Raw genomic sequence first — 24,562 nt, forward strand, 5'->3', positions numbered from 1 at the left:
ACACCTCTTCATCTTCAGCGTGAACCTTTTCCTCATGAACCGGCTCCCTTGATGACGGTGGTCGTGGAGAGGGTCAAGTCACGTGCCGATGTTCCCACTTGGACGGTCCGTCGGCCGGTGCCGAGCACCCAGTCGTGGCGCTCGGCGTCCCAGGCCGAGAGAGTCCGCCGGTCGACGCGGACCGTGATACGCCGCCGCTCCCCCGGGCGCAGCTCGACCCGCCGGTAGCCGCCGAGCACCCGCTCGGCCTGACTCAGGTCCAGGTCGGGGGACGGGCCGACGTACACCTGCGCGACGGTGACTCCGGCGCGCCTGCCGGTGTTGCGCACGGTGAAGCTCACGTCCACGCCCCGCCCCGCCCCGCGGACCGCCAGGTCCCCGTAGGCGAAGGTGGTGTAGGAGAGCCCGTGCCCGAAGGGGAAGAGCGGCCGCACCCCTTCGGCGTCGTACCAGCGGTACCCGACGTGGACGCCTTCCGAGTACTCCTCGACGCCGCCGGTCCCCGGATAGCGGCGCGGGTCCCCTGCCATCGGATGGCGGTCGTCGTCCACCGGGAAGGACTGGGTGAGCCGGCCGCCGGGGTCGCAGTCGCCGAACAGGACGGCGGCGGTGGCGGCCGCGCCCTCCTGGCCGGGGTAGTACATCTGCAGCACGGCGGCGGTCCGCCGCAGCCACGGCATGGAGGTGGCCGACGAGGTGTTCAGGACCACGGTGGTACGCGGGTTGGCGGCGGTCACGGCCCTGATCAGCGCCTCCTGGTGGCCGGGCAGCGCGATGGTCGTGCGGTCCTGGCCCTCGGTGGCGTCCTCGTACGCGAAGAGGACGACGCTGTGCGCGCCGCGCGCCGCCCGCACCGCTTCGGCGACGTCGGCCGCGCGGGTGGCGCGCGTGACGCGCCGCAGCCGGAAGGTCTGCCCTTGGTCGCCGCCCTGCGCGCTGATCCGCAGCCGGTGCCCGCCGCGGGTGAGCTTCAGCGTCGCGCGCCGCACGTTCAGCCCGTCGGGCGCGGTGGAGACGAGGCCGCCGGAGAAGAACTCGGCGACGCCGGGCAGCTTCGGGTAGAGCTCCTTGCCGTCCAGCTCCACCTTGGGCCGCTCGCCCGAGTAGTGGATGACGAGCGTCCACTCTTCGGACTCGTCGAGTGTCAGCTTTCCGTCGTATGTCCACTTCTTCCCCGCGGCGACCCGCTGCCCCTCCGCGTCGATGCCGGGACTGAGCGCGCGCCGCGGGATCGCCTTGCCGTAGAGGTCCTCCCCCAGCGCGTACGTGACGTCGGCGCCGCGCCCGGCCCTGGCGGTGACGGCGTCGAGGGGGCTCGCCGCCCGGTCGGGGATGACGTGCGCGCTGCCGCCGCCGCTGACGAACGGGTGGCGGCCGGTGGGTCCGATGACGGCGATGTCGCGGGCGGCGCGGCCTTGCAGAGGCAGCGCCCCGCGTACGTTCCACAGCAGTGTGGCGCCGGCCTTGGCGACATCGAGGGCGACCGCCTTGCCCGCCTCGGGGTCGCGTCGCGGCCGTGGCGGTACGCGCGCGTCGAGCAGCCCGAACCGCTCCATGACGCGGAGGATCCGGCGGACCGAGCGGTCGACCTGCCACTCGGGCACGCTGCCGTTCCGCACGGCCTTCTTCAGGGCGGACCCGAAGTAGGTGTCGTCGGGCATTTCCATGTCGAGCCCGGCGGCGAGGGCTGCGACGGTGCTGTGCTGCGCGAACCAGTCGGTCATCACCCACCCCTCGAACTCCCACCGTCCGCGCAGGATGTCGCTGAGCAGCGTCTTGTTCTCGCAGGCGAAGGTGCCGTTGACCTTGTTGTACGCGCCCATGAGTGCGCCGGTGCCCGCGTCGACCGCCGCCTCGAACCCGCGCAGCTCCGTCTCGTGCATGGTCCGCTCGTCGGCGCGTACGTCGACGGACTCGCGGTCCTTCTCCTGGTTGTTCAGGGCGAAGTGCTTGACGGTGGCGATGAGGCCCTCGCCCTGGATGCCCCTGATCTCCTCGGACACCATGTCTGCGGCGAGCAGCGGGTCCTCGCCGAAGGTCTCGAAGTTGCGGCCCGCGTACGGGGTGCGGATGAGGTTGACCATCGGCGAGAGCAGCACGTCCTGCCCGAGTGCGCGTCCCTCACGGCCGATGACCTGGCCGTAGCGGCGGGCGAGTGCCGGGTCGAAGGCGGAGGCGAGCATGACGGGGGCGGGCAGCGCGGTGGCGCGGGCCGCGACGCGGACGCCTGCGGGGCCGTCGGCGAGCCGCAGCGGCGGGATCCCGAGGCGCGGCACGCCGGGCACGTAGCCCGCCTGACCGAGCGCCTTGGGGTCGGTCGCGCCGTGCAGCAGGGAGATCTTCTCGTCGAGGGTGAGTCTGCCGATGAGGGACTCGACGCGGGGTCCCGCGCCGGGGCCCTGTCCGGCGCGGGCTGCCGCGTGCGCCGCGCGTGGGGGCGCCGCCACACCGGTGGTGGCCGCGGCCGCCACGGCGATCGCACCGCCGACCACCCCCAGGACTGACCGCCGGGACACGGAGTCGGACATGAGCCGTCACTTCCTTCTGTGCCTGTTGTGCGCGAACACGACTGTGCGAAGCGAAGCGTGTACACGTGCCAGCGGCGGGTCGTCGTTCGCCCTTTGAACGCACTATGCGACAGAGGGGACTTGACACACCGTTAGGCACCACGTGTGGCGGCGGGAAAACTATGACCGACGATGACTCGTGTCAATAAGTTGAACAGAAAAGCGCGGGCCCCCTGGCGGTCCGCGTCAGCGGTACGGACCGAGAGCCAGGGGGCCGGGGGCAGGGGGCCGGGGGGGCAGAGGTGGGGGGCTTCAGCTGTTGGGGCGCAGGGTCCACACCACCGTCATCTCGCCGGTGACGGCGCCGTCCTCGCGCCGGATCTCGATGGCGACCGGGAACTCGGGGCGCTCGCCCGCGTCGAGCTCGGCGATCACGTCGGCGGCCGGGCGGCCGAGGGTCGCCGTGGCGGTCACCGGACCCATGGCCAGCTTCTTGTACGCGATCTCGGCGCTGACGGCGAGCGGCACGGCGCGCGAGAGCTCCGCGCCGAACGCGGCGAGGACGATGGCCCCGCTCGCGGACTCGCCCAGCGTGAACATGGCGCCGGCGTGCGGGCCGCCGACGTGGTTGTGGTACTCGCTCTGGTCGGGCAGGGCCACCACGGCCTTGTCCGGCGCGGTCTCCCGGAATTCGAGGTTCAGGGTCCGGGCCATCGGAACCGTGGCGGCGAGCATCTCGCCGATCGACATCTGTTCTGCGCTCATGGCACGCGATGTTACCCACGAGTAGCGATCCTTGACCAGGACCTGCCTCCGCGTAGATCACCGTCACCTATCGTTGACGCCCATGTGGCCAGGACAGCAGCCGCCCGGGGGCGAGCAGAACCAGCAGAACCAAGGGCAGAACCAGGGACACCAGGGGCAGAACCCGTACCGGCAGCCGGGGTACCAGCAGCCCAACCCGTACGGGCAGCAGGCTCCGCAGCAGGCTCCGTGGAACGCTCCGACCATGCCCGGCAGCGGTAACAGCGGCGGAAACGGCGGCGGCAACCGGACCAAGGTGATCGCCCTCGTCGCGGCCGGCGCCGTCGTGGTCGCCGCGGGCGTGGCCGGCGCCCTGCTCCTCGGCGGCGACAAGGACGACTCCGCGAAGCCCGACCCGGTGAAGTCCAGCGCCTCGCCGGACCCGGCCGCCTCCGACGACTCGAACCCCCGCACCGGGGACGGCATGCCCGAGCCGGCCGTCCCCGGCTGGAAGGTCGTCGTCAACCCCAAGCTCGGCATCGCCTTCGACGTGCCCGCCGAGTGGTCCCTGGACTCACGTGACTGGGCCGGCGGAGTCGTGGAGGACAAGGACGCCGAGGACGACTCGGCACCGTTCCTCGCCGCGTACGCGGCCCCCGCCTACTTCAAGGAGAAGTGGTGCGCGAGCGACGACGACAAGGACGGCACGAAGGACTACGCGCCGCTGGGGGCCGCGGGCACGCGTGGCGGGCACGGAGTGAAGAGCGCCGAGCAGGCCGCACGGCACGACGCGACCAACTGGGTCTACGGCGTGTACACGCAGCCGGACAGGAAGAAGGTCACGACGGGGCCCACCGAGCCGTACACCACCAAGTCCGGCCTCAAGGGCAGCCTGGTGAGCGCGAGTTCGTCCGGAGTCGAGAAGCAGGACAAATGCGACTCGGACGGCAAGGCCACGGTGTTCGCCTTCAAGACTCCTGAGGGGAGGTTCGCGTCCTGGTCCTTCCACGGCGCGAAGGGCGTCGAGGACGAGCTGCCGGACGCGACCGTGAAGAAGGTCCTCGCGACGGTGCGCCTGTACGAACCCGTCCAGGACTGAACGCAGGTCAGGGGCGGATGTGATCTTGCTCGGCGGCGCCCCGTATCGTGTCCGGCCATGTGGCCAGGACAGCAGCCGCCCGGGGGCGAGCAGAACCAAGGACATGACCAGGGGCAGAACCCGTACCAACAGCCGGGATACCAGCAGCCCAACCCGTATCAGCAGCCGGGATACCAGGCGCCGAACCCCTACCAGCAGCCCGCGCAGCCCACACAGCTCCCGCAACCCGCGCAGCTCCCGCAACCCGCGCAGCTCACGCAGCCCGCGGGCGGGCGCGACAAGGTCAAGATCGTCGCGATCGTGATGGCGGCCGCCGTCGTCGTGGCCGCCGGTGTGACCGGATTCCTGGTGCTCGACGGCGGGGACGACAAGGACACCGAGGCCGACGCCCCCGCACAGACCGCGTCCCAGAAGCCGGCCCCCGCCGTGGACGACGGCGAGGACGGCGACAGCGAGCGCGGTACGGACAGCGGCCTGAAGCCGACCATCAAGGGCTGGCACGTCGTGGTGAACCCCCGGTGGGGCACCGCCTTCGACGTGCCGCCCGAGTGGGAGGTGCAGAACCCCGGCTCGGCGATCGCCTTCGAGGACGTGAAGACCGGCAAGCCGCTGATGACCATGTCGGCGCCCGCGTACCTCCGGTCCAAGTGGTGTGTCACCGACGACGACAAGGACGGCAGGAGCGAGGACCACGAGCTCGCCGCCGTCGGCACCAAGGGCGCCAGGGGCGCGAAGAACACCGACCAGGTCGCGGTCAACCAGGTGGGCTGGTGGGTGTACGCCGGCTACACCCAGCCGGACAAGAAGAGCTTCACCTCCGACGAGAAGGCCCAGCCGTACACCACGAAGTCCGGCATCAAGGGCAGCATCGCCCGCGCCAAGTCGACCGACACGCCCCAGAAGGGCAAGTGCGCCACGGACGGCAAGGCGATCACCTTCGGCTTCAAGAACTCCGCCGGCGACTACGTCGCGTGGAGCCTCTACGGAGCCACGGGCGTGAAGGACGAGATACCGGAGGACACCGTCATGAAGATCCTCAGCACGGTGCGCACCCACGGGGAACCGACGGAATCCTGAGGCTTTCCTCCGCTTTCTCCACAGCTTCTCCCCTCCCCCGGCGACCCTGCACCCGCACCGCAGGGGGCGCGCATGGCACCGCGCCCCCGGCACCTCTATGGTTACTGGCCATGTGGCCAGAAAAGCAGCCGCCCGGGGGCGAGCAGAACCCGCAGGACCAGAATCAGAACCCGTATCAGCAGCCGGGGTACCAGCAGCCGAATCCGTATCAGCAGCCGGGATACCAGCAGCAGCCTGCGGGCGGCTACCAGCAGCCGCTGGGCGGCGGCCAGCAACCGCACTCGGGCGGATACTCGCAGCCCGAGCAGTCACACTGGGCGGCCCCGACACCGCCGCCCGTACCGCCGCAGCAGCTGGGCGGCGTCCAGGGCGCCGGCGGGCAGGGCGGTGGCGGCGGCAACAAGACGAAGGTCACCGCCATCGTCGCCGCGCTCGCCGTGGTGGTGGCGGCCGGTGTCACCGGTTTCCTCGTCTTCGGCGGTGACGACGAGAAGAGCGACGAGGCGGGTCCGGCGAAGCCGTCGAAGTCCGTGTCGAAGAAGCCGAGCCCGACGGCCAGCGACGACGGGAACGCGCGCGGCGAGGGCGACGACAACAAGCCGATGATCGACGGCTGGCAGGTCGTCGTGAACCCCAAGTGGGGCACCGCGTTCGACGTGCCGCCCGACTGGGAGATCAAGACGCCGGACACCTTCATCGGCTTCGACGACCGCAAGGACGAGGGCACGAAGACGATCATCGGCATGTCCGCGCCCGCGGTCCTCAAGGACAAGTGGTGCACGTCCGACGACGACAAGGACGGCGAGCCCGACGACACCTCGCTCGCCGCGGTCGGCACGAAGGGCCAGAACGGCGCGAAGGACACCGAGGACATCGCGCGCAACGACTCGGCCTGGTGGGTCTTCGGCGGCTACACCGAGCAGACCAAGGCCGACAAGAAGAAGATCAAGATCGGTGAGATCGAGGACTTCACCACCAAGTCCGGCATCAAGGGCAGCGTCGCCACGTCCACGACGTCCGGGGCCGCCACCTCGGCCAAGTGCGACTCGGAGGGCAAGGCCACCACGTTCGGCTTCAAGAACGAGTCCGGCGAGTACGTGGCCTGGACTCTTTACGGCGCCAAGGGCGTCAAGGACGAGGTGCCCGACGCCACGGTGAAGAAGATCCTCAGCACCGTCCGGTGGAGCGAGGCGACGCCCGAAGAGTCCTGAGCCACGGGGCCTGGGAGGCCGGGAACCAGAAACCTCGACGAACCGACAAAACGGTTTGCCAAGTCGGCGACTCGCCGGGGACAGTCCCGGGGTGACGAATCCCGCCCCCGCCAGACGCTCCCGCCCCTCCTGGGCGGGCCGCAACTACACACTGCTGACCGCCGCCGCGATCGTGACGAACCTCGGAAGCCACGGGGCGTTGATCGCGGCGGCGTTCGCGGTTCTCGACGCGGGCGGCGACGGCGGGGACGTCGGGCTCGTGGCCGCCGCGCGGACCCTCCCGCTCGTCCTGTTCCTGCTCATCGGCGGGGCGGTCGCCGACCGGCTGCCGCGGCACCACGTCATGGTCGCGGCCAACACCCTCAACTGCGTGTCCCAGGCGGCCTTCGCCGTCCTCGTCCTCGCGGGCGAACCACAGCTGTGGCAGATGATGCTGCTCACCGGGCTCGGCGGCGTCGGCCAGGCCTTCTTCGGACCCGCGGCCGAAGGCATGCTGATGTCGTCGGTCAGCGGCGAGCAGGCCGGCAAGGCCTTCGCGATGTACCGCATGGCGATGCAGGGCGCGGGGCTCGGCGGGGCCGCGCTCGGCGGCCTGATGGTCGCGGCGATCGGCCCGGGCTGGGTGCTGGCCGTGGACGCCGCAGCGTTCGCGGTCGCGGGGGCGCTGCGGTCGTTCCTCGACGTCAGCCACATCCCGGAACGCGCACCCGGCGAGGGGCTCGTCGCCGATCTGCGGGACGGCTGGCGGGAGTTCACGGGCCGGCCCTGGCTGTGGGCGATCGTGGCGCAGTTCTCGGTGGTGGTGGCGGTGGTCGGGGCCGCCGAGTCGGTGTTCGGGCCGCTGGTGGCGCGGGACGAGCTGGGCGGCGCGGGGCCGTGGGGTCTGGCGCTCGGCGCGTTCGGGGCGGGCACGGTCGGCGGGGCGTTCCTGATGACGCGGTGGAAGCCCCGGCGGCTGCTGTTCGCGGGCACCCTCTGCGTCTTCCCGCTGGCCGCCCCTTCGGCGGCCCTCGCGGTGCCGCTGCCGGTGGCGGGTCTGGCCGCGGTGATGTTCGTCAGCGGTGTGGCGATCGAGGTGTTCGGCGTCTCCTGGATGACCGCGATGCACCAGGAGATCCCGGAGGAGAAGCTGTCGCGCGTCGCCGCCTACGACTGGTTCGGCTCGATCGCGATGGTGCCGCTGGCCACGGCGCTCGCCGGCCCCGCGGAGTCCGTTTTCGGCCGGTCCGCTTCGCTGTGGGGCTGTGCGGCGCTGGTGGTCGTGGTGACAGCGGCCGTCCTTTTCGTCCCCGACGTACGGAACCTTTCACGGCGTACGACGGAAGTGGTCGCCTCCGCGAAGCCCGTGTCGCGCGGGGCCGCCGATCCGTCAGCCGATGGAGAAGGCGCCGTCGGGCGGCTCGGGTGACGGGACCGCGTCCTCGTCGCGCACCGGCCGCGCGTCCCCGATGAAGCGGCGCAGCGCGTCGCCGTGCTCGACTCTGGCGGGAAAGACGTCGGACGCGGTACGGCGGGCCAGCGCGGCGCTGTCGATGGGCCGGTGCGCGGCGATCAGCACCGCGTTCCCGAAGCGGCGCCCGCGCAGCACGGACGGCTCCGCGATCAGCGCGAGCTCCGCGAACACCTCGGCGAAGGTGGCCAGTTGGGAGCGGAGGAACGCGAAGGGCGCCCCGTCGGCGAGGTTCGCGGTGTAGTGCCCGTCCGGGCGGAGCACCCTGGCGGCGGTCCGAGCGTACGCGACCGTGGTGAGGTGGGCGGGGACGCGTGAGCCGCCGAAGACGTCGGCGACGAGGATGTCGGCGCTGCCGTCCGGCGCTGTGTCGAGCCACTCCCTGGCGTCCGCGCCGTGCACGTGAACCCCTGTCGTCGCCCCCAACGGCAGCCGCTCCTCGACGAGCCGCAACAGCCCCTGGTCGGCCTCGACCACGTGCTGCCGGGAGCCGGGGCGGGTGGCGGCGAGATAGCGGGGCAGGGTGAGGGCGCCGCCGCCGAGGTGGGTGACGTCGAGGGGGATGCCCGGCTCGGCCGCGGTGTCGAGGACATGGGCGAGCCGGCGCGCGTACTCGAACTCCAGGTGCGTGGGCTCGTCCAGGTCGACGTACGACTGCGGCGCCCCGTCGACCGTGAGCAGCCAGGCCCGCGGGCGGTCGATGTCGGGCATGAGCTTGGCGGTCCCGTGATCAACCTCCCGAATCACCGGCACCGCCTCATCCACACCCTCACCGGAGATCCCCTCCCCGGCCCCACCCTCGAACTCATCCGCGTCCACCCACCCATTGTGCCTGGCTGCGTGGGTGTGCCGGACCCTGAGAAGCGTCACACGACACACCAGCACACCAGCACACCGTGAACCACTACCGCGTGAGCAGATACCGCAGGAGGCGTGACTCGGCGTCCGAACGCGACACTCCGAGCGCCCGCCCGAGCTCCTCGCCCGTGTGCGCGTCAGCCTCCGCGTTCATGGCGGCGCTGCCGGCGACCCTCTTGACCATGCACTCCAGTACGGCCACGCTCTTGAGCGCCGCGAGCGGTGCGTCTTCCGCGAGATTCGTGAGCTGCGAGTCGAGCTGGTCCAGGAGCGCGACCAGCCCGGTGGGCAGCGGGACGGTGCGGGCCTCGACGTCGTCGATGTGCTGGCACCAGCCGTCGAACGGCCCGGTTGCGGGGAACGTCTCGGTGAAAACATCGACGGCGTCCCAGTCGATGGCGTACTCGTCTTCTCCTCGCCACCCACAGGAGCACGCGGCACGCCCGCGCGCGGCCAGCGGACGGTTGAGGCTCCCGTTGTACGCCCACCACTCGCGCGTTTCGTGAAAGTTGGCGCTGCTGCCGGGGTCCAGGTATGCGGTTTCGGGCTCAGTGCCGTCGTCGAGCACGGCGCCGACATAACCCTCGTGGGCGGTGCCGAACTGTTCCGTCGTCCACATGGATGCCTCTTCTCGTGGCGGTGCGGAGCTTCACCATCTCGAAGTATGGACCGCCGTGCGAAGCGGATGCCAAAGATTCCCCCTTCCGCCTTCCCCCTTCCGCCTTCCCCCTTCCGCTTCCAGACGCCCCGGCCACCCCCGCCGCGCACAACCTCAGATCACAGGCGGCCGACCGAGCCGCGTCATCCGGACCACGGTCCGCCACCGCATCGGCCGACGCCGCCCGCACGGCGTACGCACGCCTTCGGCGAACCCGCCGGCCCACGCCTTAAGGCCGCTCGCCGAGCGGGCCCGGCCAAGTGTGAGCAGGAGCCACACCGCGAGGTACACCGGCCCGAGGAGAACAGGCAGATGCCGCTTGGCGAGCCACACCCGGTTGCGGGCGGTCATCCGGTAGTAGACCGCGTGCCGGGCGGGGGAAGTCCTGGGGTGCTGGAGCAGCAGCTCCGGTTCGTAGAGGATCTTCCATCCGTCATCGAGGGCCCGCCAGGCGAGGTCGGTCTCCTCATGGGTGAAGAAGAACTCCGCCGGCCAGTCACCGACCCGGTCCAGCATCGGCATCGCGAGGGCGTGGGCACCGCCGAGGAACGCGGTCACCAGGCCACGCCGCATCGGATCCTTCGCGCGCAGCCGCGGAATGTGCCGACGAGCGGTCCCGCCGTGCTCGTCGACAATCCGAAAACCGACGATGCCCAGACGGGAGTCGGCGGCGAAAAGATCCCGGATCCGACGGAAGACGTCGTCCTGCACGAGCAGGCCGTCGTCATCCAGCTCAATCACGACGTCGATGTCACCGAACTCCCGGAGCCTGGCGATGCCGGTGTTACGGCCGCCGGGACAGCCCAGATTCTCCTCGTTCTCAACGACAGTCACCTCACCGGGCAGCCCCGGGAAGTCCGGCAGCGGCGAACCGTTGCCCACGATCACGATGCGAGCGGGCGCCACATCCTGCTTGGCCACGGACAGCAGCAACTCGTCGACCTCACGCGGCCGATTCCCCATGGTCACGATCACGACCCCAAGGCGCGGCAGCTCCACAGCAAGGACTCTCTCTCGACGACGACGGAGAAAACGAGCCTAACCGTTCGGCGCCCGCGAACTCGTGATTCATCGCGAGCTCAACTCGACCCTCAGCACGAGGGGTTCGTACGAACCGATCGACGCTCCCCTCAGCGCTGCCGACGCCGGCGCCGGACCAGACCGCCGACGATAAGGACAGCAAGGACCAACCAGACCGCCACGAAGAGGACCTGCCCCCAGACCGGCCAGTCAGGACCTCCGCCGGGGACAGCCAGAAACTGAAGGTTCATCGCAGTCCTCTCGGGTCGATGGGTCAGTACACCTCCCTATGCCCACTGAGAGGCGCGGCAGCGGGCCGAGTGTCCGAGCAGAGCCCCCTGAATCGAGACGAGGTCTCCGCCGCGTCCGGCTACGCCCGCCACTCCTCGCGATAGCCGGGCCGGTCGGCGTACACGGCCGCGAGACTCTTCAGTACCGGCCCCATCACCACGAGTGCCGCCCTCGCCGGGCCATTCACCAGGTAGTCGGAAGACGCAGCCTCCTCGATGCGCGCCTGCGCCATGGCGAGCACCTGCCGTTTGCCCGTCACGGGCAAGCGCCGCGGATCAGCAGGTTTTACCGCTCGGCCAGGCTCCGTAGAGTTCACCCTTCTCTCCGAGATAGCTCACGCCGGGACCCACGCACTTCTCGAACTTGCCAGAGTCAACGTCGCGCTCATGCGGGTCCCCTCCGGTGGCGCTGATGTCGTTCGGCGTCGCCATCTTCGGTACGCCGGGTGGCAGCCGACAGTCGGCCTGGACCCTTTCGAACAGGGCGGGTTCGGCCGTTCACGGCGCTTTACGGGTGGGGCGCGAGGGAGCCCGGCGCCCTGCCAGGGAGCGGCGGCCGGGGGCGGCCGGTAAGGGGGCGGGGTCCGACGGCGCGTCGGCCAACTCGGCGTACGGGGATGGCGTCGTCGGTGCGCCGAAGCGGGGCAAGTCTGTCGCGAAGGCGCCGGAAGGGGAGGCGGGGCTAGGCCCGCCTCCCCTTCCGTGGAGCAACCGCTCGGGTCGTGCGACGTGATGAGCTTCGGGCCTACGCCGAGGCGTCGGGCAGCACGTCGGGGAGGCGCCAGAGCTTGCCCTCCCGAGTGGTGGCGTAGATCAGGGCGTTGTCCCTGTCGAGGGCGATGCCGCAGACCGAGCCGATGCCCTCGGCGGCCACGCGCTGGCGGCCCTTGGCCTCGCCGTCGGCGATGACGACCTCGCGCAGCTTGTCGCCACCCGGGTTGGAGACGTACGCGTTGGCCGTGCCGTCCGGGGCCACGCGGACACTGCTCCCGAGGCTGGAGGCCACGGAGCGCGGGGTGGCGTCCTTCGCCGCCAGGTCGATCTCGTAAAGCCCGCCCAGCTCGTACTGGCCGACGTACGCCTTGCCCGCGTGCAGCGCCACTCCGGCGGCCCTCGGCACGGTCCAGGTGCGCTGCTGCTCCGCCGGCTGGCTGTGCAGGCCGTACTCGATCAGCTTGCCGCTCTCGACGTCGGTGACGTAGGCCTTGTTGTTCGGCAGGTCCAGCGCGACGCCGTACGCGTACATGCCTTCGGCGACCTTGACGGGTGGGGCGGAGGGGTCGGCGAGGTTCACCGTGATCAGGCGCTTGCCGCTGTAGTCGGTGACATAGGCCTTGTTGCCCGACAGGTCGAGTGCCACGTCGTTGACCTGGCCCAGACCGCCCGCGACCAACTCCGGTGTGCCGCCCGCGAGATCCACCTTGTGCAGCTTGCCGCCGTTGTACCGCTCGGTGACGTACGCCTTCTGGTTCGGGAGGTCCAGGGCGATGCCGTCGGCCGTCCCCATGCCGGTGGCCAGCTCGACGGGAGCCTTCTTGGGGATCTCCCGCACTTCGCCCTTCTTGTGGAGAGGGTGGCGCTCCAGGTCGAATTCGAGCTTTTCCAGCTCGAAGATCTCGTGCACCCCAGCGAGCGTGGAGACGACCTCGGCCTCTCCCTTCTGGGAGAAGGGCTTTCCTTCATCGGTCAGGTCGAAGGAATCCGATCCGCCGGTCTCGCCGAGTTTCCAGGCGATCACCTTGGAGTATTTCGGTTCGGCGGCCTGCGGACCTTTCGGCCGGGTCTCCTTCACCTCCACCGGCTCGGGGTAGTAGAGGGCGACCCATCCGCCGAAGGAGATGGGGAATTCGTAGTCGAACCTCCGCACCTGGCGCCGCTGCGTGGCGAGGACGTCCACCCGGCTGCTGATTTTGCCGCTCAGCGTGGACGAGGTCTTGAAGCCGGTGGTCACCGAACCACTGACGGAGGCGGTGATCCCGAGCATCAATTGTGCGGACAGTTCGCCGGTTCCGGTGGCGGTGCTCGTGGCCGTCGTCGTGCTCGTCGACTGGGACTGGGATTCCGTATCGACGCCCTGATTGTCCTTGCTGTTCTTCAGGGTGGTCTTCTGGGACTGGTTCAGAGCCATGCTCTTCTGTAGCTGCTGCTGTAAAGAAGCGGTGGTCTTCGCCCCGAAGGTGAGCTGTACCTGCCCCTGAAGAGACCAGCTGATCGTGTTCGAGACCGAGAATTCGACCGTGTGCGACCAACTGGTCTCGACGGGGTCGGTCCGGTTGACGAACGTCTGCTTGGAGATCACGTCGGGAGGAGGCTGCGTGATGTCGCCCCGCTCATCGATGAGGGGAACGCCCACCGTCATATAGGCCTGCCAGCCGAGCTGGTGTGCGGTGGCCTCCGTGGCGGGGAAATCGCCGAATCGCCCCTTGTTCAGGGAGAACCCGGTGGGGAAGATCTCCCGGTCGGTCCCGTCCGGCGCCTTCCGCTCGGCCTTCCTCTTCAGCTTGGCCTTGTCCCGCTCCAGGATGGCGGGGGCCTTCTCGGCGATTTCCAGTTCCTTCAGATTTCGCCCGGTCAGCGGGTGGCGAATGGACCGCTCACCGAGGTAGGTGGTGCTTACGTTGTTCTTGGCGGGGCCGCCCATACTCCTCAGCCTTCCCTCGGGATGTCGTTGGCCGAGGCGCGGTTGTCTTTCCTCGACTGGTCCAGCTGTTTGTCGCTGATCTGCGGGCGGTCTTTTTCGCTGATCTTCGGCTGGTCCTCTTCCTTGATCACCACTCCCGCCTTCTTGAATGCCTCGTCCTTGGTCGCAGAGGCCATGGTGGTAGTCGATTCGGTGCTTTCGCTGGCTGCCTGCTGTTTGGTGGCTGCCGTCTGGGTGTTCTTAAAGAGCGGGGCGATGAAATTGCCCATGATGTCGAGCGCTTCGGGCGAGGTCTCGCGCACGAGCTTCGGGTCGCGCGGGACCTCGGGAATTCCGTCGTAAAGCTCCGGGTCGACCCCTTCCCTTTCGGGCCAGGCGCCAGGAATGTTCTCCCTGGCCTTTCGGGCGGCTTCCTCGGCGGATTTGGCTTCGCTTCCGCCGCTGTCAAAGATGTTCTTGAAGGTCATGGGCGGCTGCCTACCCCTCCGCTGATCGGTCCATACGACTGATCTGCCATGGGCCGCGAAGAGGGGCCAATTCAGGACATCGAACTGTTGATTGAATGGGGCACAAATGTGCGTGGGCTTTTCCGCGCATGGACCCCGCGGAATTGTCGTATCAGGCCATCTTCGCGGCGCGTCGGCGAGCGTGCCGATGTGGTGATCACACGGCGTTCAGGACTCGTCCAAACCGTCGGTGGTGAACTTGCTGCTCTTCTTGAAGGCGTCATTGGACGGGGCGAAGACGGTGATGTCCTTGGCGTTGTTGAGCGTGTCGACCAGACCTGCCTTCTTGACAGCGGTCACCAGCGTGGAGAGTTCCGGAGTCTTGGACGCAGCCGTGGCCACCGGGTCCTGGGCCATGCCGTCGAGGCCGCCTGCCCCTTCTTCGGGCACCGACGAACAGGCGCTTCCGAAGGTCTCGTGGTCGTCCGCGTGGGCGGCCGGCGCGAGGAGCCCAAGGGACACGGGCAGTGCTATCGCCGCGGCTGAGACCGCGGCAGTGCGGCTCATGCTCCGAGTGGTCATGATCAGTTCTTCCTCTGGATGAGGCGGATTCTCGAAAGAACTGCTGACGACGGCAGGTTCTATGATCAGCCCATGATTGATACCCCGGAGCATTGGACTGTGCGCCATTTCTCGCAGGCCAATCCCGTTGGCTCGGGCTGCGATAGCGTTCCGGCCCTCTTGCGACGGCTGGCCGACTCCATCGACGCGTTGGGTCCTGTTGAGATTCAAGACGTGGTGATCTCGTCAGAGGCGACCGAGCACGGCCCTTGGTGGTCGGGGACCGTCTACTACCACCTGCCGGGAGACGAATGAGGGCCCATCCTGGCACTCACGAGCGGGCCAGATCAGGTCCGGTCACCGGGTGCTGGCCATAGATACGGCGATGGCTGTGATGTTCCCGAGTACTCCGGATGCTGCTGCGATGATCGTCCAGACGTCTTCCATGTTGCCGGCTTGGCGGGTTTGGAGGGCTTACCAGCATGCGAGTCAGGGGATTCCTCTCGCTAAGCGGCTGCCTCTGCAGCCGGCGGTGAGCCGTTGGCTGACGCCAGCTAGCCCCTTCCCCCCGTCGCCCCCGCCCGTTCTGGCCGGGGGGCGTCGCGCTGTCTATCTGCCGGTTCCCGGCTGCTCTCCATCATCCCGGTTGTCGGCCTGGGCTTGGTCGTCGATGGTGATGCGGACGGGTGTTCCGTCGCCGTTGTTGCGGGGCCTGTCGATGATTTCTTGCACTGCCCTGGTGATCTTGCTTTGGATGTGGTCGGCGATGGCGCGGGTGACGGGGCTGTGGGTGTCGCGGGTGGTGTGGGCGAGGCTGGTGATGGCGGCGACGAGGCTCGGTCCGGAGAGGCGGACTTCTACGAATCCGTCGTCGTCTTTGACGGCGCCGGGGATGTGGAAGTGCTCGGCGTTTCCGGCGACTTGGACGAGGAATGCCCAGGTGTCTCGGTGGGCTTCGAGGGTGGCGTGGGCTACGCCGGCTGCGGCTGTCAGGATGGCGTCGCTCGGCTGGTGGCTGTCGTAGTCGGTGGGCTCGGTGAAGTGGACTACGCGTTCGTCGTCGGCCCGGTGCACGGGCTCCGGCAACGGCGGCGGTGGTGGCGGTGCAGCCGCGGCAGCGGCTGGCGGCGCTTGTTCCGTGCGCGCCTTCAGCTGGCTGTCGAGGCCGCTGATGCCTCCGCGGATGGCGACGAGTTCAGTGCTAATGCGGGTGAGCGGGTCGCCGATCGTGTCACGGGCGCGGTCCAGCCCGTCGCGGATGACGGCCCGGTTCTCGGTGAGGCCGGTATTGAGGGCGGCGGTGGTGTCCTGCCGGATCTGATCGATGGCGAGTTGCTGGTCACTGACCTGCTGTTTGAGTACGGCGAGGTCGGTGCCGATGCGTCCAAGCTGGTCCATCATCCGCCGTAGCAGTTCCGCATTGTCGTTACCGAAGATCGCCATAGGCCCCCCTGGTCGTCGACTGACGTGGCCAGGGTGCGGCTTGATCGAGATGTCGACAAGCGCGCGCACCGGTCACCGGAGGCATGTTCCCGGCGCACGCGCCAGCGTCCGCTTCTGCTCGTCGCCCTCGGCGGAGACGTCGCGCTGTCTGGGGTTGTGCTAGCCGTCCTGACGGCGCCTGTTTCGCCTTTCGATGCCAGTCGGTAGCAGTCGATGTCGCTGGGTGCAGTGGACGGGTGCTCATTTTCGGCGGCTGTTCTGCAGGGTCGGTAGGTGCAAAGTGCGGCTCGACGGCCCCTGATTCCCGCCACGTTGGCGGACCGCGAAGCTCGCATCGCACAGGATGCATCTCGTCCCGCCGGACGGGAAGCGTGAGGTCACCCGGCCTGCCGAGACTCGTGAAGATGATCAATGAGTGGCTGTGATCGAGGGAGTACACGCCAGGCGCTACGAGGCGGGCCATGGAGTGTTTTGACGCCCGGTGTACACCTCGCTGAGGTGCCCGTCTCACCGCCAATTCTGTGGCAGGGAGCAGGCCGAACGACGTCCGTGTTCCGCCCGGGTATCAAGCCCTCAGCCTGAGGGGCACACTTCCGTGCTCATCCGTGCATTCACTTCCGCCCCTTGATGGGCGAGACCGTCTTCGCTGTTCAGCACGGCAACTGGCGCGACGATTTCCGCAAACAGGTCGCCAAACTACACGCCCCCGAACGGCACACGCACGTCTCCGTCGCCGCAGCGGAAGACGCCATCGCGGGCTACGTGGCGTGGAGCGTCAACCCGGCCCGCAAGAAAGGTGAGGTCACGATCCTCGCCGTCTCCGCCCAGCACCGTCGTCACCATGTGGGCATCTACGAGGCGCACCGGGCGGCGCCCTCGGGCGCCCGCGCGGGTCGGTAGTCAGCTACAGGTCCACTTCCGGAACAGGCCCTACAGCCGGGCGACCTCACCGACGATGCCTGGGACACCGTGGACGAGCGGCTGCACTTCCTCGTGGAGAGGGGCGCGGCCTAGACCGGACATGAGCCCCAGCTGACCCGCTCCACCCTCTGCGCGAAAGGGCCCGCACAGCTGTGCGGGCCCTTTCGCATCATCCCCTACTTTGCGGACGCACACGTCCTAGAGGGGCTCATCCCGGCTCCCCAGTGGGAGATGAGTGGGAGATGATCATGGCGTGGTGCTGCAATCAGGCGCTAGGAAATGCCAGTTAGCGCTCCCTGTGCGGCCCGGTTTCACCCCGCCGATTCCCCCGCGTGCGGGCTCAGCACGCCCATGCTGACCAGCACGACCAGCACGATGCCCAGCACGATCCGGTAGTAGACGAACGGCATGAAGCTCTTCGTGGTGATGAATTTCATGAACCACGCGATGACCGCGTAACCGACCACGAAGGCGATGATCGTGGCGAAGATCGTCGGGCCCCAGGAGACATGGCCCTCCCCCGCGTCCTTCAGTTCGAAGGCGCCGGAGGCGAGGACTGCGGGGATGGCGAGGAGGAAGGAGTAGCGGGCCGCCGCCTCGCGGGTGTAGCCCATGAGGAGGCCGCCACTGATGGTGGCGCCCGAGCGTGAGACACCGGGGATCAGGGCCATCGCCTGGCAGACGCCGAAGATGAGACCGTCCCTGACGCCGAGTTCCTTGAGGCTCTTGCGCTCGCGTACGGCCCGGTGCTTGCCGCCCGTCTCGTCGCGGGCCGCCAGACGGTCGGCGATGCCGAGGACGATGCCCATCACGATCAGCGTGGTGGCGATCAGCCGCAGATCGCGGAACGGGCCCTCGATCTGGTCCTTGAACGTCACGCCGAGGACACCGATCGGGATCGAGCCGACGATGACCAGCCAGCCCATCTGCGCGTCGTGGTCCGAGCGCGGCACCTTGCCGAAGAGCGAGCCGAACCACGCCGACACGATGCGCGCGATGTCCTTGCGGAAATAGATCAGCACGGCGGTCTCGGTGCCGATCTGCGTGATCGCCGTGAACGCGGCGCCCGGGTCGTGCCAGCCGGCGAACGCCGCCGTCAGCCGCAGATGCGCGCTGGAGGAGATCGGGAGGAACTCGGTCAGTCCCTGGACGAGCCCGAGGATGAAGGATTCAAGCCAAGACATGAAAACTGCGCCGTCCAAGTACTGATCATCAGGCCGCGGATGCGGTCGAAGCGGTCATAGCGGGGCGTAGCTGAAAGGGGAGGGGTGATCACGTCCCTCGTTGGGGGGCAGCGTAGCGGTCCTGGGTTACGGGACGGTGGGAGGGCCGACCGGGGACGGTGCCTGCGGGCTCGCCGTCGGGCTCGCCGTCGGGCCCGTCGTCGTCCACCCCGGGGCCTGCGGATGCGCGGTGAGGTCGTCGTGGCGGACCGGCTCGCCGCAGGCCGAGCACGTCACCACCGGGACGAGTTCGTGGCCGCAGGAGTGTTCGAGGACCATCGGGCGCCCGCGGCCCCCGCGCAGGTGACGGTCGCCCCAGGCCATCAGGGTCATCAGGACGGGCTCCAGTTCGAGACCGGCGGCCGTCGGCCGATAGAGGAAGCGCTGCGGGCGTTCGCTGTAGGTCACCTTCTCCAGGACGCCCGCTTCGACGAGGCGGCGCAGGCGCGTCGCGAGGACGTCGCGGGGCGCGCCGATGTTGCGTACCAGCTGGTCGAAGCGCTCGTTGCCGAGGCACACCTCGCGGAGCACCAGCAGGGAGTACTTCTCGCCGACCAGGGCGAGAGCGTCGGCGATGGAGCAGGGGCGCGGATCCTTCATGCGGGCAGTCTAGGGGGCGGCAAGTAGAGGGTTTGCTTTTCCAACTCACCGGTCTATGGTGAGTTTGGATTTCCTACTCACTGGTATCCGCCGGTGGTTCACCGGCAGTCGAAAGAGGTCCGGACCATGCGTGACGCCGTCATCGTCGAAGCCGTACGCACCCCCGTCGGCAAGGGCAAGCCCCGGGGCGCCCTCGCCGGCGTCCACCCCGTCGAACTCCTCGCCCACACCCTGCGCACCCTCGTCGAGCGCACCGGAATCGACCCGGCCCTCGTCGACGACGTGATCGGCGGCACCGTCGACCAGGTCGCCGAGCAGGCCATGAACACGACCCGCTACGCCGTCCTGTCGGCCGGCTTCCCCGAGTCCGTGCCCGCGACCACCGTCGACCGGCAGTGCGGCTCCTCCCAGCAGGCCGTGCACTTCGCGGCTCAGGGCGTCATATCGGGCGCGTACGACATGGCCGTCGCCTGCGGTGTGGAGTCGATGAGCCGCGTGCCCATGTGGTCGAACGTGCCCGAGGGGGCCGACCCGTTCGGGCCCGGCATCGCCGAGCGCTATCCGGAAGGCCTGGTCCCGCAGGGCATCAGCGCCGAACTCATCGCCGCCAAGTGGTCCATCACGCGCGAGCGGATGGACGAGTTCGCGACGACCTCGCACCAGCGGGCCGCGCGCGCCTGGGACAACGGTCTGTTCGACGCCGAGACCGCGCCGATCGCGGGCCTCACGCGCGACGAGTCCGTACGCCCCACCACCACCCCCGAAGTCCTCGCCGGCCTCAAGCCCGCCTACTACGACCCGCACTTCGGCGAGCGCTTCCCGCAGATCGACTGGTCCGTCACGGCGGGCAACGCCAGCCCCGTCAACGACGGCGCGTCCGCCGTCCTCATCACCACCAGCGAGAACGCCGCCCGGCTCGGCCTGCGCCCGCTCGCCAGGCTGCACAGCTTCGCCGTCACCGGTTCCGACCCGCTCCTCATGCTCACCGGCATCCTGCCCGCCACCGAGAAGGTGCTGCGCAAGGCCTCGCTGACCCTCGACGACATCGACCTCTTCGAAGTCAACGAGGCCTTCGCGAGCGTCGTCCTCGCCTGGCTGCAGGAGACCGGCGCCGACCCCGGGAAGGTCAACGTGCACGGCGGCGCCATCGCCCTCGGCCACCCGCTCGGGGCCAGCGGCACCCGGCTGATGACCACGCTCGTCCACGCGATGCGCGCACGCGGCGCGCGCTACGCCCTGCAGACGATGTGCGAGGCGGGCGGACTCGCCAACGCGACCGTCCTGGAAGCGCTGTAAGAAGCCCCGCCACCTGGCCTTTTGCTCCGCGGCTCTCAGCGGTCGCGGAAGTGGTGGCGCTTGAACCACGCCACCGCCGCGCCGCCCAGACCCGTCACCGCGATGAACCCCATCGCGATCAGGAAGACGGGCGACGTCGGCGTCGACGCGCGGGCGCCCGCGATGACGTACGCCGCCGTGTTGGGGATCGACCCCAGGCCCGTGGCGACCAGGAACGGCAGCCAGCCCATGCGGGACACCGCGGCGCAGTAGTTGGCCGCGGCGAACGGCACGCCGGGGAACAGCCGCACGGCCAGCATCGACCGGAACCCGTGCCGGCTGAGCTGGCCGTCGGCCGCCTGCAGCCAGCGGCCGCGCAGCAGTGGCCGCAGCGCGTCCTGGCCCAGCATCCGGCCGAGCCCGAAGGCGATCCCGGCGCCGAAGACCGTGCCGGCGATCGCCGCGCCGAGCCCCGCCTGTGAGCCGAAGAGCGCGCCCGCCGCCAGATTGAGCAGCGGCCGCGGCACGAACGCGGCGGTGCACGCCCCGTACGCCACGGCGAACAGGGCCACCGCCGTGGCGCCGCCCAGTTGCGCGGGCCAGCCGTCGGAGAGGAGCCGCTGCGGCTCGAAGACGAGCACGCACGTGGCCGCCGCGGCCAGCAGCGCCACCAGCAGGGACAGCCGCGACCACGGCGAGAGCAGCACTCTGGCGCAGCGCACGGCGAGGCCCTGCGGGCGGGCGGTGATGGTCTCGGACATCCCGGAAGAGTAACCGGCGCATGTGTCTGATCGCCGTATGGTGCGTCTCATGAGCGTCACAGTCCCGGGAACGGCTCCGCGGAGCGAGCTGGCCGACACGGTCCTCGAACGGCTCGTCACGACCTACCGGGCAGCGGCCGATCCGGAGCGGGCCGCGCAGATGAGGGCGTACATGAAGGACATCGCTCCCTTCCTCGGCCTTGCCTCACCGGTGCGCCGCGACCTGTCCCGCGCCGTCCTCGCCGGCACCCCGCGCCCGGATGAGACGGATTGCACGGCGATCGCGCTGCGCTGCTGGGAGCTGCCCGAGCGCGAGTACGCCTACTTCGCCGTCGACTACCTTCGCCGCCACGTGAAGCGCTGCTCCTCCGGCTTCCTGCCCGTCGCCCGGCATCTCATCACGACGCGCTCCTGGTGGGACACGGTCGACCTGCTCGCCGCGCACATCGTCGGCGGGCTGGTCTCGGCCGACCCGGAGCTGCGGACGGCCATGGACGAGTGGATCGAGGACGAGGACCTGTGGGTGGCCCGCACCGCCCTCCTCCACCAGCTCCGGTACAAGTCGGCCACCGACACGGAACGCCTCTTCGCCTACTGCGTACGCCAGTCCGGGCATCCCGACTTCTTCCTCCGCAAGGCCATCGGCTGGTGCCTCCGGGAGTACGCCAAGACCGACCCGGAGGCCGTACGCGCCTTCGTGGAGCGGGAGCGGTGGAGGCTGGCGCCGCTGTCGGTGCGGGAGGCGCTGAAAAACCTCTGACTGAGGCAACTCGTCTTCCCCGGCGTGCCGTTCACGTGCCTGCGAAAACCATTCGACGTGCGCGTCTCCTTCGGTGAGGATCAGTCACATGTTCCGGTACGCCTTCCTCGCAGCAACGCCCGCAGTCGCGGGCGCTGCGAAGGCTGCCGTCCTCGCACCCGCCGCATGCGAAGCTCCTTACGCCTTCGACGGCACCCGAAGCTGACCCTCCCCGGACACCCCGGCGGACCCCACAGGGGGAGGGTCGGTCCGGCCCCCGGGGTCCCCGTCCCGTCCGCGCGCCCGCACCCACGCACGCCGCAGGACCGGGACAACAGCTTCGAGTTCCGGAGAAGGAACCACCATGTCCAAGACCGCCTACGTCCGCACGAAGCCGCACCTGAACATCGGCACCATGGGCCACGTCGACCACGGCAAGACCACGCTGACCGCCGCCATCACCAAGGTCCTGAGCGAGCGCGGTGACGGCAGCAGTACGCAGTACGTCTCCTTCGACCGCATCGACCGCGCGCCGGAGGAGGCGCAGCGCGGCATCACCATCAACATCGCGCACGTCGAGTACGAGACCGACACCAGGCACTACGCGCACGTGGACATGCCGGGCCACGCGGACTACATCAAGAACATGGTCACCGGCGCGGCGCAGCTGGACGGGGCGATCCTCGTCGTGTCGGCGCTCGACGGGATCATGCCGCAGACCGCCGAGCACGTGCTGCTCGCCCGGCAGGTCGGCGTCGACCACATCGTCGTCGCCCTCAACAAAGCCGACGCCGGGGACGAGGAGCTCACCGACCTCGTGGAGCTCGAGGTCCGCGACCTGCTCTCCGCGCACGGATACGGAGGGGACTCGGTCCCCGTCGTACGGGTCTCGGGGCTCAGGGCGCTGGAGGGCGACCCGCGGTGGACGTCCTCGATCGAGGCGCTGCTGGACGCCGTGGACACGTACGTTCCGATGCCCGAGCGCTATCTCGACGCGCCGTTCCTGCTCTCCGTCGAGAACGTGCTGACCATCACCGGGCGCGGCACCGTCGTCACCGGCGCCGTGGAGCGCGGCACCGTCCGCCTCGGCGACCGCGTGGAGGTCCTCGGCGCGGACACGGAGACCGTCGTCACCGGCCTGGAGACCTTCGGCAAGCCGATGGAGGAGGCGCAGGCGGGTGACAACGTGGCGCTGCTGCTGCGCGGTCTGCCACGTGACGCCGTACGACGCGGCCATGTGGTCGCGGCGCCCGGCAGCGTCACGCCCCGGCGCCGTTTCACCGCACAGGTGTACGTCCTGTCGGCGCGCGAAGGCGGCCGTACGACGCCGATCGCCACGGGGTACCGGCCGCAGTTCTACATCCGCACCGCGGACGTGGTCGGCGACGTCGACCTCGGCGAGGCCGCCGTGGCCCGCCCCGGCGACACGGTCACGATGACGGTCGAGCTGGGCCGCGACGTACCGCTGGAGACCGGCCTCGGCTTCGCGATCCGCGAGGGCGGCCGCACGGTCGGCGCGGGGACGGTCACCGAAGTCGCGTGAGCGGAGCCGCCCTGTGCGGTTCAGAGCTGCTCAGTGCGGCTCATCGGCTGAATCAGCGTGCCCGGGCGTGTCCATGAGTGGGATGCGGCGTTGATCTCGCGGGTGCCACACAGAGTGCTGCTCCGGCCGCGCGACACGGCCAGGCGCCCGCAAGCTGAACGAATCATCAAGGAGAACCACCATGAAGAAGACGATGAGTGTGGTGCTGGGCACCGGCGCCCTCGTGATGGGCGCCGCCGGTATGGCGACCGCCGACGCCGGCGCCCAGGGCGCTGCCACCAGCTCCCCCGGCGTCATCTCCGGCAACGCCATCCAGGTGCCCGTGCACATCCCGGTGAACGCGTGCGGCAACACCGTCGACATCATCGGCCTGCTCAACCCGACCTTCGGCAACAAGTGCGTCAACGACTGACCCGACGCACCTGACCAAGGTTCCCTCGCGACACCGCGGTCCGACCGAGCGCGGCACCGACTCTCCCTGTCGGTGCTGCGCTCGCTCGCGTCGAGCGCCTCCCTCGCCGTCTGCACGTACGCGTGCGGCGGCGATCACGCGTGGAGGTGATCACGCGGTGGAGGTGTGTGGTAGCTGACAGTTCCGAATGGCGTAGTCATCCCTTAGGCTGGCGCCATGCCCTTAACCCCTCCAACCCATGGTTCCGCGCGGTCTTCTGCCGAGCTGAACGAGCGGATACGCGGCCTGTGGCGGCGCGCCGGCGGTCGGCTCTCCGCCGAACAGCGCCGGGAGTACGAGCAGTTGGTGACGGAGTGGGCCGCCGCGGTCCGCGAGGAGATGGTGAAGGCCGCGTAGGCGAAGCCGGCCGCCCGCGCGGTCGCCGCCGCCGCGGGCAGGCAGGCCCGGACCAGCACTCCGCCCACATCGAGCAGCACGCCCCCTTGGCGCGACACCTCCTGTGCCCAACACTGAGCCGATGACGCAGCGCGTGGAACTCGCCGCCGTGATCGACCGGTTGGCCGTCGATGCCCTCATCACCGAGTACGCGGTGGCCGTCGACGACGGCGACTGGGACGCCTACCGACAGCTGTTCGCCCCGGGCGGGCGCGCCGACTACCGCTCCGCGGGCGGCATCGAAGGAGGAGCCGACGAGATCGCCGCATGGCTGGCGGAGACGATGCGGATGTTCCCCATGCGCCAGCATCTGATCACCAACCGCAAGCTGGAGTTCGGCACGCTGGACCAGGACATCGGCGACACCGTCCACGTACAGGCCGACTATGTGAATCCCATGCGGTTCGCGGAGCGCGCCGACTCGGCATCGCGCTCCGAGCCGTCGACCGCCCCGGACTTCGTCTGCGGCGGCCGTTACGGCTTCGCGTTCCTGCGTACGCCCAGTGGATGGCGGTTGCGCCAAGTGGTCGTCACGGAGAAATGGCGCCAGGTGAGCGACTCACGGGAGCAGTCGGAGCAGTCGGAGCGGCGGACGGCGGCCTCCGACATGTGACCTTCGCTCAAGATCCGTCCGGATTTTCCTCCCGC

General features: G+C 69.4%; 24 protein-coding genes and 1 pseudogene. 12 read left to right on the forward strand and 13 right to left on the reverse strand.

Going from position 1 to position 24,562, the window contains the following annotated elements; translation table 11 throughout:
• Positions 1 to 32 precede the first annotated feature (32 nt).
• Both ACZ56E_RS38845 and ACZ56E_RS38850 read right to left on the reverse strand, forming a co-directional pair.
• Complete coding sequence (locus tag ACZ56E_RS38845) at positions 33 to 2,528, reverse strand: beta-glucosidase (protein WP_471221721.1); 2,496 nt, start codon at positions 2,526 to 2,528, stop codon at positions 33 to 35.
• A gap of 291 nt (positions 2,529 to 2,819) precedes the next feature.
• Positions 2,820 to 3,272 carry a DUF4442 domain-containing protein gene (locus ACZ56E_RS38850; protein WP_468338195.1) on the reverse strand — a complete coding sequence of 151 codons (453 nt, stop codon included), beginning with the start codon at positions 3,270 to 3,272 and terminating at the stop codon, positions 2,820 to 2,822.
• An 82-nt stretch (positions 3,273 to 3,354) separates the two neighbouring features.
• Between ACZ56E_RS38850 and ACZ56E_RS38855 the strand changes: the two genes are divergently transcribed.
• From ACZ56E_RS38855 to ACZ56E_RS38870, 4 genes are all read left to right on the forward strand, one after another.
• The gene (locus ACZ56E_RS38855) at positions 3,355 to 4,350 is read left to right on the forward strand and encodes a DUF8017 domain-containing protein (RefSeq protein WP_471221722.1); all 996 of its coding nucleotides are present in this window, start codon (positions 3,355 to 3,357) and stop codon (positions 4,348 to 4,350) included.
• 57 nt (positions 4,351 to 4,407) lie between these two features.
• Positions 4,408 to 5,427 carry a DUF8017 domain-containing protein gene (locus tag ACZ56E_RS38860; RefSeq protein ID WP_471221723.1) on the forward strand — a complete coding sequence of 340 codons (1,020 nt, stop codon included), beginning with the start codon at positions 4,408 to 4,410 and terminating at the stop codon, positions 5,425 to 5,427.
• Positions 5,428 to 5,537: 110 nt separating this feature from the next.
• Positions 5,538 to 6,638, forward strand: coding sequence for a DUF8017 domain-containing protein (locus ACZ56E_RS38865; protein WP_471221724.1), 1,101 nt, complete (start codon positions 5,538 to 5,540; stop codon positions 6,636 to 6,638).
• 91 nt (positions 6,639 to 6,729) lie between these two features.
• Positions 6,730 to 8,046 (forward strand): MFS transporter, encoded by a 1,317-nt coding sequence (locus tag ACZ56E_RS38870; RefSeq protein ID WP_471221725.1) that lies wholly within the window; start codon positions 6,730 to 6,732, stop codon positions 8,044 to 8,046.
• Here the strand turns inward: ACZ56E_RS38870 and ACZ56E_RS38875 are convergent.
• From ACZ56E_RS38875 to ACZ56E_RS38905, 7 genes and pseudogenes are all read right to left on the reverse strand, one after another.
• Entirely contained in the window at positions 8,008 to 8,853 is an 846-nt protein-coding gene (locus ACZ56E_RS38875) for a spermidine synthase (RefSeq protein WP_471221784.1), read from the reverse strand. The two genes, ACZ56E_RS38870 and ACZ56E_RS38875, sit on opposite strands and share 39 nt — an antisense overlap.
• 139 nt (positions 8,854 to 8,992) lie before the next feature.
• Complete coding sequence (locus tag ACZ56E_RS38880) at positions 8,993 to 9,565, reverse strand: hypothetical protein (RefSeq protein ID WP_468605902.1); 573 nt, start codon at positions 9,563 to 9,565, stop codon at positions 8,993 to 8,995.
• A 153-nt stretch (positions 9,566 to 9,718) separates the two neighbouring features.
• Entirely contained in the window at positions 9,719 to 10,603 is an 885-nt protein-coding gene (locus ACZ56E_RS38885) for a glycosyltransferase family 2 protein (protein WP_471221726.1), read from the reverse strand.
• Positions 10,604 to 10,994: 391 nt separating this feature from the next.
• A complete protein-coding gene (locus tag ACZ56E_RS38890; protein WP_471221727.1) occupies positions 10,995 to 11,174 on the reverse strand; it encodes a DUF6221 family protein in 180 nt (59 codons plus the stop codon).
• Positions 11,175 to 11,659: 485 nt separating this feature from the next.
• Positions 11,660 to 13,555 (reverse strand): NHL repeat-containing protein, encoded by a 1,896-nt coding sequence (locus ACZ56E_RS38895; protein ID WP_471221728.1) that lies wholly within the window; start codon positions 13,553 to 13,555, stop codon positions 11,660 to 11,662.
• A 5-nt stretch (positions 13,556 to 13,560) separates the two neighbouring features.
• On the reverse strand, positions 13,561 to 14,022 hold the full coding sequence (locus ACZ56E_RS38900) for a hypothetical protein (RefSeq protein WP_471221729.1): 462 nt from the start codon (positions 14,020 to 14,022) through the stop codon (positions 13,561 to 13,563).
• Positions 14,023 to 14,247: 225 nt separating this feature from the next.
• Positions 14,248 to 14,583, reverse strand: a pseudogene (locus tag ACZ56E_RS38905) (fasciclin domain-containing protein); the annotation flags it as partial.
• 72 nt (positions 14,584 to 14,655) lie between these two features.
• Between ACZ56E_RS38905 and ACZ56E_RS38910 the strand changes: the two are divergent.
• Positions 14,656 to 14,877: a hypothetical protein gene (locus tag ACZ56E_RS38910; RefSeq protein ID WP_471221730.1), complete on the forward strand. Its 222-nt coding sequence runs from the start codon at positions 14,656 to 14,658 to the stop codon at positions 14,875 to 14,877.
• A gap of 294 nt (positions 14,878 to 15,171) precedes the next feature.
• Here the strand turns inward: ACZ56E_RS38910 and ACZ56E_RS38915 are convergent, their stop codons facing one another.
• A complete protein-coding gene (locus tag ACZ56E_RS38915; protein ID WP_471221731.1) occupies positions 15,172 to 16,005 on the reverse strand; it encodes a hypothetical protein in 834 nt (277 codons plus the stop codon).
• Between the two features lie 627 nt (positions 16,006 to 16,632).
• On the opposite strand from ACZ56E_RS38915, the gene ACZ56E_RS38920 reads away from it, so the two are divergent.
• Positions 16,633 to 16,905 carry a GNAT family N-acetyltransferase gene (locus ACZ56E_RS38920; protein WP_471221732.1) on the forward strand — a complete coding sequence of 91 codons (273 nt, stop codon included), beginning with the start codon at positions 16,633 to 16,635 and terminating at the stop codon, positions 16,903 to 16,905.
• Positions 16,906 to 17,237: 332 nt separating this feature from the next.
• On the opposite strand, the gene ACZ56E_RS38925 is transcribed toward ACZ56E_RS38920, so the two are convergent.
• Positions 17,238 to 18,110, reverse strand: a complete 873-nt coding sequence (locus ACZ56E_RS38925) for an undecaprenyl-diphosphate phosphatase (RefSeq protein WP_471221733.1) — start codon at positions 18,108 to 18,110, stop codon at positions 17,238 to 17,240.
• A gap of 126 nt (positions 18,111 to 18,236) precedes the next feature.
• Entirely contained in the window at positions 18,237 to 18,749 is a 513-nt protein-coding gene (locus ACZ56E_RS38930; protein WP_471221734.1) for a winged helix-turn-helix transcriptional regulator, read from the reverse strand.
• Positions 18,750 to 18,875: 126 nt separating this feature from the next.
• On the opposite strand from ACZ56E_RS38930, the gene ACZ56E_RS38935 reads away from it, so the two are divergent.
• Positions 18,876 to 20,045, forward strand: a complete 1,170-nt coding sequence (locus ACZ56E_RS38935; RefSeq protein ID WP_471221735.1) for a thiolase family protein — start codon at positions 18,876 to 18,878, stop codon at positions 20,043 to 20,045.
• A 35-nt stretch (positions 20,046 to 20,080) separates the two neighbouring features.
• On the opposite strand, the gene ACZ56E_RS38940 is transcribed toward ACZ56E_RS38935, so the two are convergent.
• Positions 20,081 to 20,785 carry a TVP38/TMEM64 family protein gene (locus tag ACZ56E_RS38940; protein WP_468605944.1) on the reverse strand — a complete coding sequence of 235 codons (705 nt, stop codon included), beginning with the start codon at positions 20,783 to 20,785 and terminating at the stop codon, positions 20,081 to 20,083.
• Between the two features lie 49 nt (positions 20,786 to 20,834).
• Here ACZ56E_RS38940 and ACZ56E_RS38945 point away from each other — a divergent pair, with 49 nt between their 5' ends.
• The 5 genes from ACZ56E_RS38945 to ACZ56E_RS38965 all read left to right on the forward strand — a co-directional run bounded on the left by ACZ56E_RS38945 (position 20,835) and on the right by ACZ56E_RS38965 (position 24,527).
• Positions 20,835 to 21,545 (forward strand): DNA alkylation repair protein, encoded by a 711-nt coding sequence (locus ACZ56E_RS38945; RefSeq protein WP_471221736.1) that lies wholly within the window; start codon positions 20,835 to 20,837, stop codon positions 21,543 to 21,545.
• Positions 21,546 to 21,888: 343 nt separating this feature from the next.
• The gene (gene tuf / locus ACZ56E_RS38950) at positions 21,889 to 23,067 is read left to right on the forward strand and encodes an elongation factor Tu (RefSeq protein WP_471221737.1); all 1,179 of its coding nucleotides are present in this window, start codon (positions 21,889 to 21,891) and stop codon (positions 23,065 to 23,067) included.
• 181 nt (positions 23,068 to 23,248) lie between these two features.
• Positions 23,249 to 23,479: a chaplin gene (locus ACZ56E_RS38955; RefSeq protein WP_468090524.1), complete on the forward strand. Its 231-nt coding sequence runs from the start codon at positions 23,249 to 23,251 to the stop codon at positions 23,477 to 23,479.
• Between the two features lie 216 nt (positions 23,480 to 23,695).
• Positions 23,696 to 23,875 carry a hypothetical protein gene (locus ACZ56E_RS38960; RefSeq protein WP_468605950.1) on the forward strand — a complete coding sequence of 60 codons (180 nt, stop codon included), beginning with the start codon at positions 23,696 to 23,698 and terminating at the stop codon, positions 23,873 to 23,875.
• Positions 23,876 to 23,996: 121 nt separating this feature from the next.
• Positions 23,997 to 24,527 carry a nuclear transport factor 2 family protein gene (locus tag ACZ56E_RS38965; RefSeq protein WP_471221738.1) on the forward strand — a complete coding sequence of 177 codons (531 nt, stop codon included), beginning with the start codon at positions 23,997 to 23,999 and terminating at the stop codon, positions 24,525 to 24,527.
• Positions 24,528 to 24,562: the final 35 nt, after the last annotated feature.

It is taken from the genome of Streptomyces sp. NPDC039480, from assembly GCF_055597165.1.

Bases quoted from the DNA above. Each gene is read 5' to 3' on its own strand.
- ACZ56E_RS38855 (WP_471221722.1), top strand. From the start codon at position 3,355: ATGTGGCCAGGACAGCAGCCGCCCGGGGGCGAGCAGAACCAGCAGAAC.
- ACZ56E_RS38965 (WP_471221738.1), top strand. From the start codon at position 23,997: ATGACGCAGCGCGTGGAACTCGCCGCCGTGATCGACCGGTTGGCCGTC.
- ACZ56E_RS38955 (WP_468090524.1), top strand. From the start codon at position 23,249: ATGAAGAAGACGATGAGTGTGGTGCTGGGCACCGGCGCCCTCGTGATG.
- ACZ56E_RS38945 (WP_471221736.1), top strand. From the start codon at position 20,835: ATGAGCGTCACAGTCCCGGGAACGGCTCCGCGGAGCGAGCTGGCCGAC.
- ACZ56E_RS38915 (WP_471221731.1), bottom strand. From the start codon at position 16,005: ATGGCGATCTTCGGTAACGACAATGCGGAACTGCTACGGCGGATGATG.
- tuf (WP_471221737.1), top strand. From the start codon at position 21,889: ATGTCCAAGACCGCCTACGTCCGCACGAAGCCGCACCTGAACATCGGC.
- ACZ56E_RS38865 (WP_471221724.1), top strand. From the start codon at position 5,538: ATGTGGCCAGAAAAGCAGCCGCCCGGGGGCGAGCAGAACCCGCAGGAC.
- ACZ56E_RS38920 (WP_471221732.1), top strand. From the start codon at position 16,633: ATGGGCGAGACCGTCTTCGCTGTTCAGCACGGCAACTGGCGCGACGAT.
- ACZ56E_RS38935 (WP_471221735.1), top strand. From the start codon at position 18,876: ATGCGTGACGCCGTCATCGTCGAAGCCGTACGCACCCCCGTCGGCAAG.
- ACZ56E_RS38910 (WP_471221730.1), top strand. From the start codon at position 14,656: ATGATTGATACCCCGGAGCATTGGACTGTGCGCCATTTCTCGCAGGCC.
- ACZ56E_RS38925 (WP_471221733.1), bottom strand. From the start codon at position 18,110: ATGTCTTGGCTTGAATCCTTCATCCTCGGGCTCGTCCAGGGACTGACC.
- ACZ56E_RS38860 (WP_471221723.1), top strand. From the start codon at position 4,408: ATGTGGCCAGGACAGCAGCCGCCCGGGGGCGAGCAGAACCAAGGACAT.
- ACZ56E_RS38930 (WP_471221734.1), bottom strand. From the start codon at position 18,749: ATGAAGGATCCGCGCCCCTGCTCCATCGCCGACGCTCTCGCCCTGGTC.
- ACZ56E_RS38895 (WP_471221728.1), bottom strand. From the start codon at position 13,555: ATGGGCGGCCCCGCCAAGAACAACGTAAGCACCACCTACCTCGGTGAG.
- ACZ56E_RS38900 (WP_471221729.1), bottom strand. From the start codon at position 14,022: ATGACCTTCAAGAACATCTTTGACAGCGGCGGAAGCGAAGCCAAATCC.
- ACZ56E_RS38940 (WP_468605944.1), bottom strand. From the start codon at position 20,785: ATGTCCGAGACCATCACCGCCCGCCCGCAGGGCCTCGCCGTGCGCTGC.
- ACZ56E_RS38960 (WP_468605950.1), top strand. From the start codon at position 23,696: ATGCCCTTAACCCCTCCAACCCATGGTTCCGCGCGGTCTTCTGCCGAG.
- ACZ56E_RS38845 (WP_471221721.1), bottom strand. From the start codon at position 2,528: ATGTCCGACTCCGTGTCCCGGCGGTCAGTCCTGGGGGTGGTCGGCGGT.
- ACZ56E_RS38880 (WP_468605902.1), bottom strand. From the start codon at position 9,565: ATGTGGACGACGGAACAGTTCGGCACCGCCCACGAGGGTTATGTCGGC.
- ACZ56E_RS38850 (WP_468338195.1), bottom strand. From the start codon at position 3,272: ATGAGCGCAGAACAGATGTCGATCGGCGAGATGCTCGCCGCCACGGTT.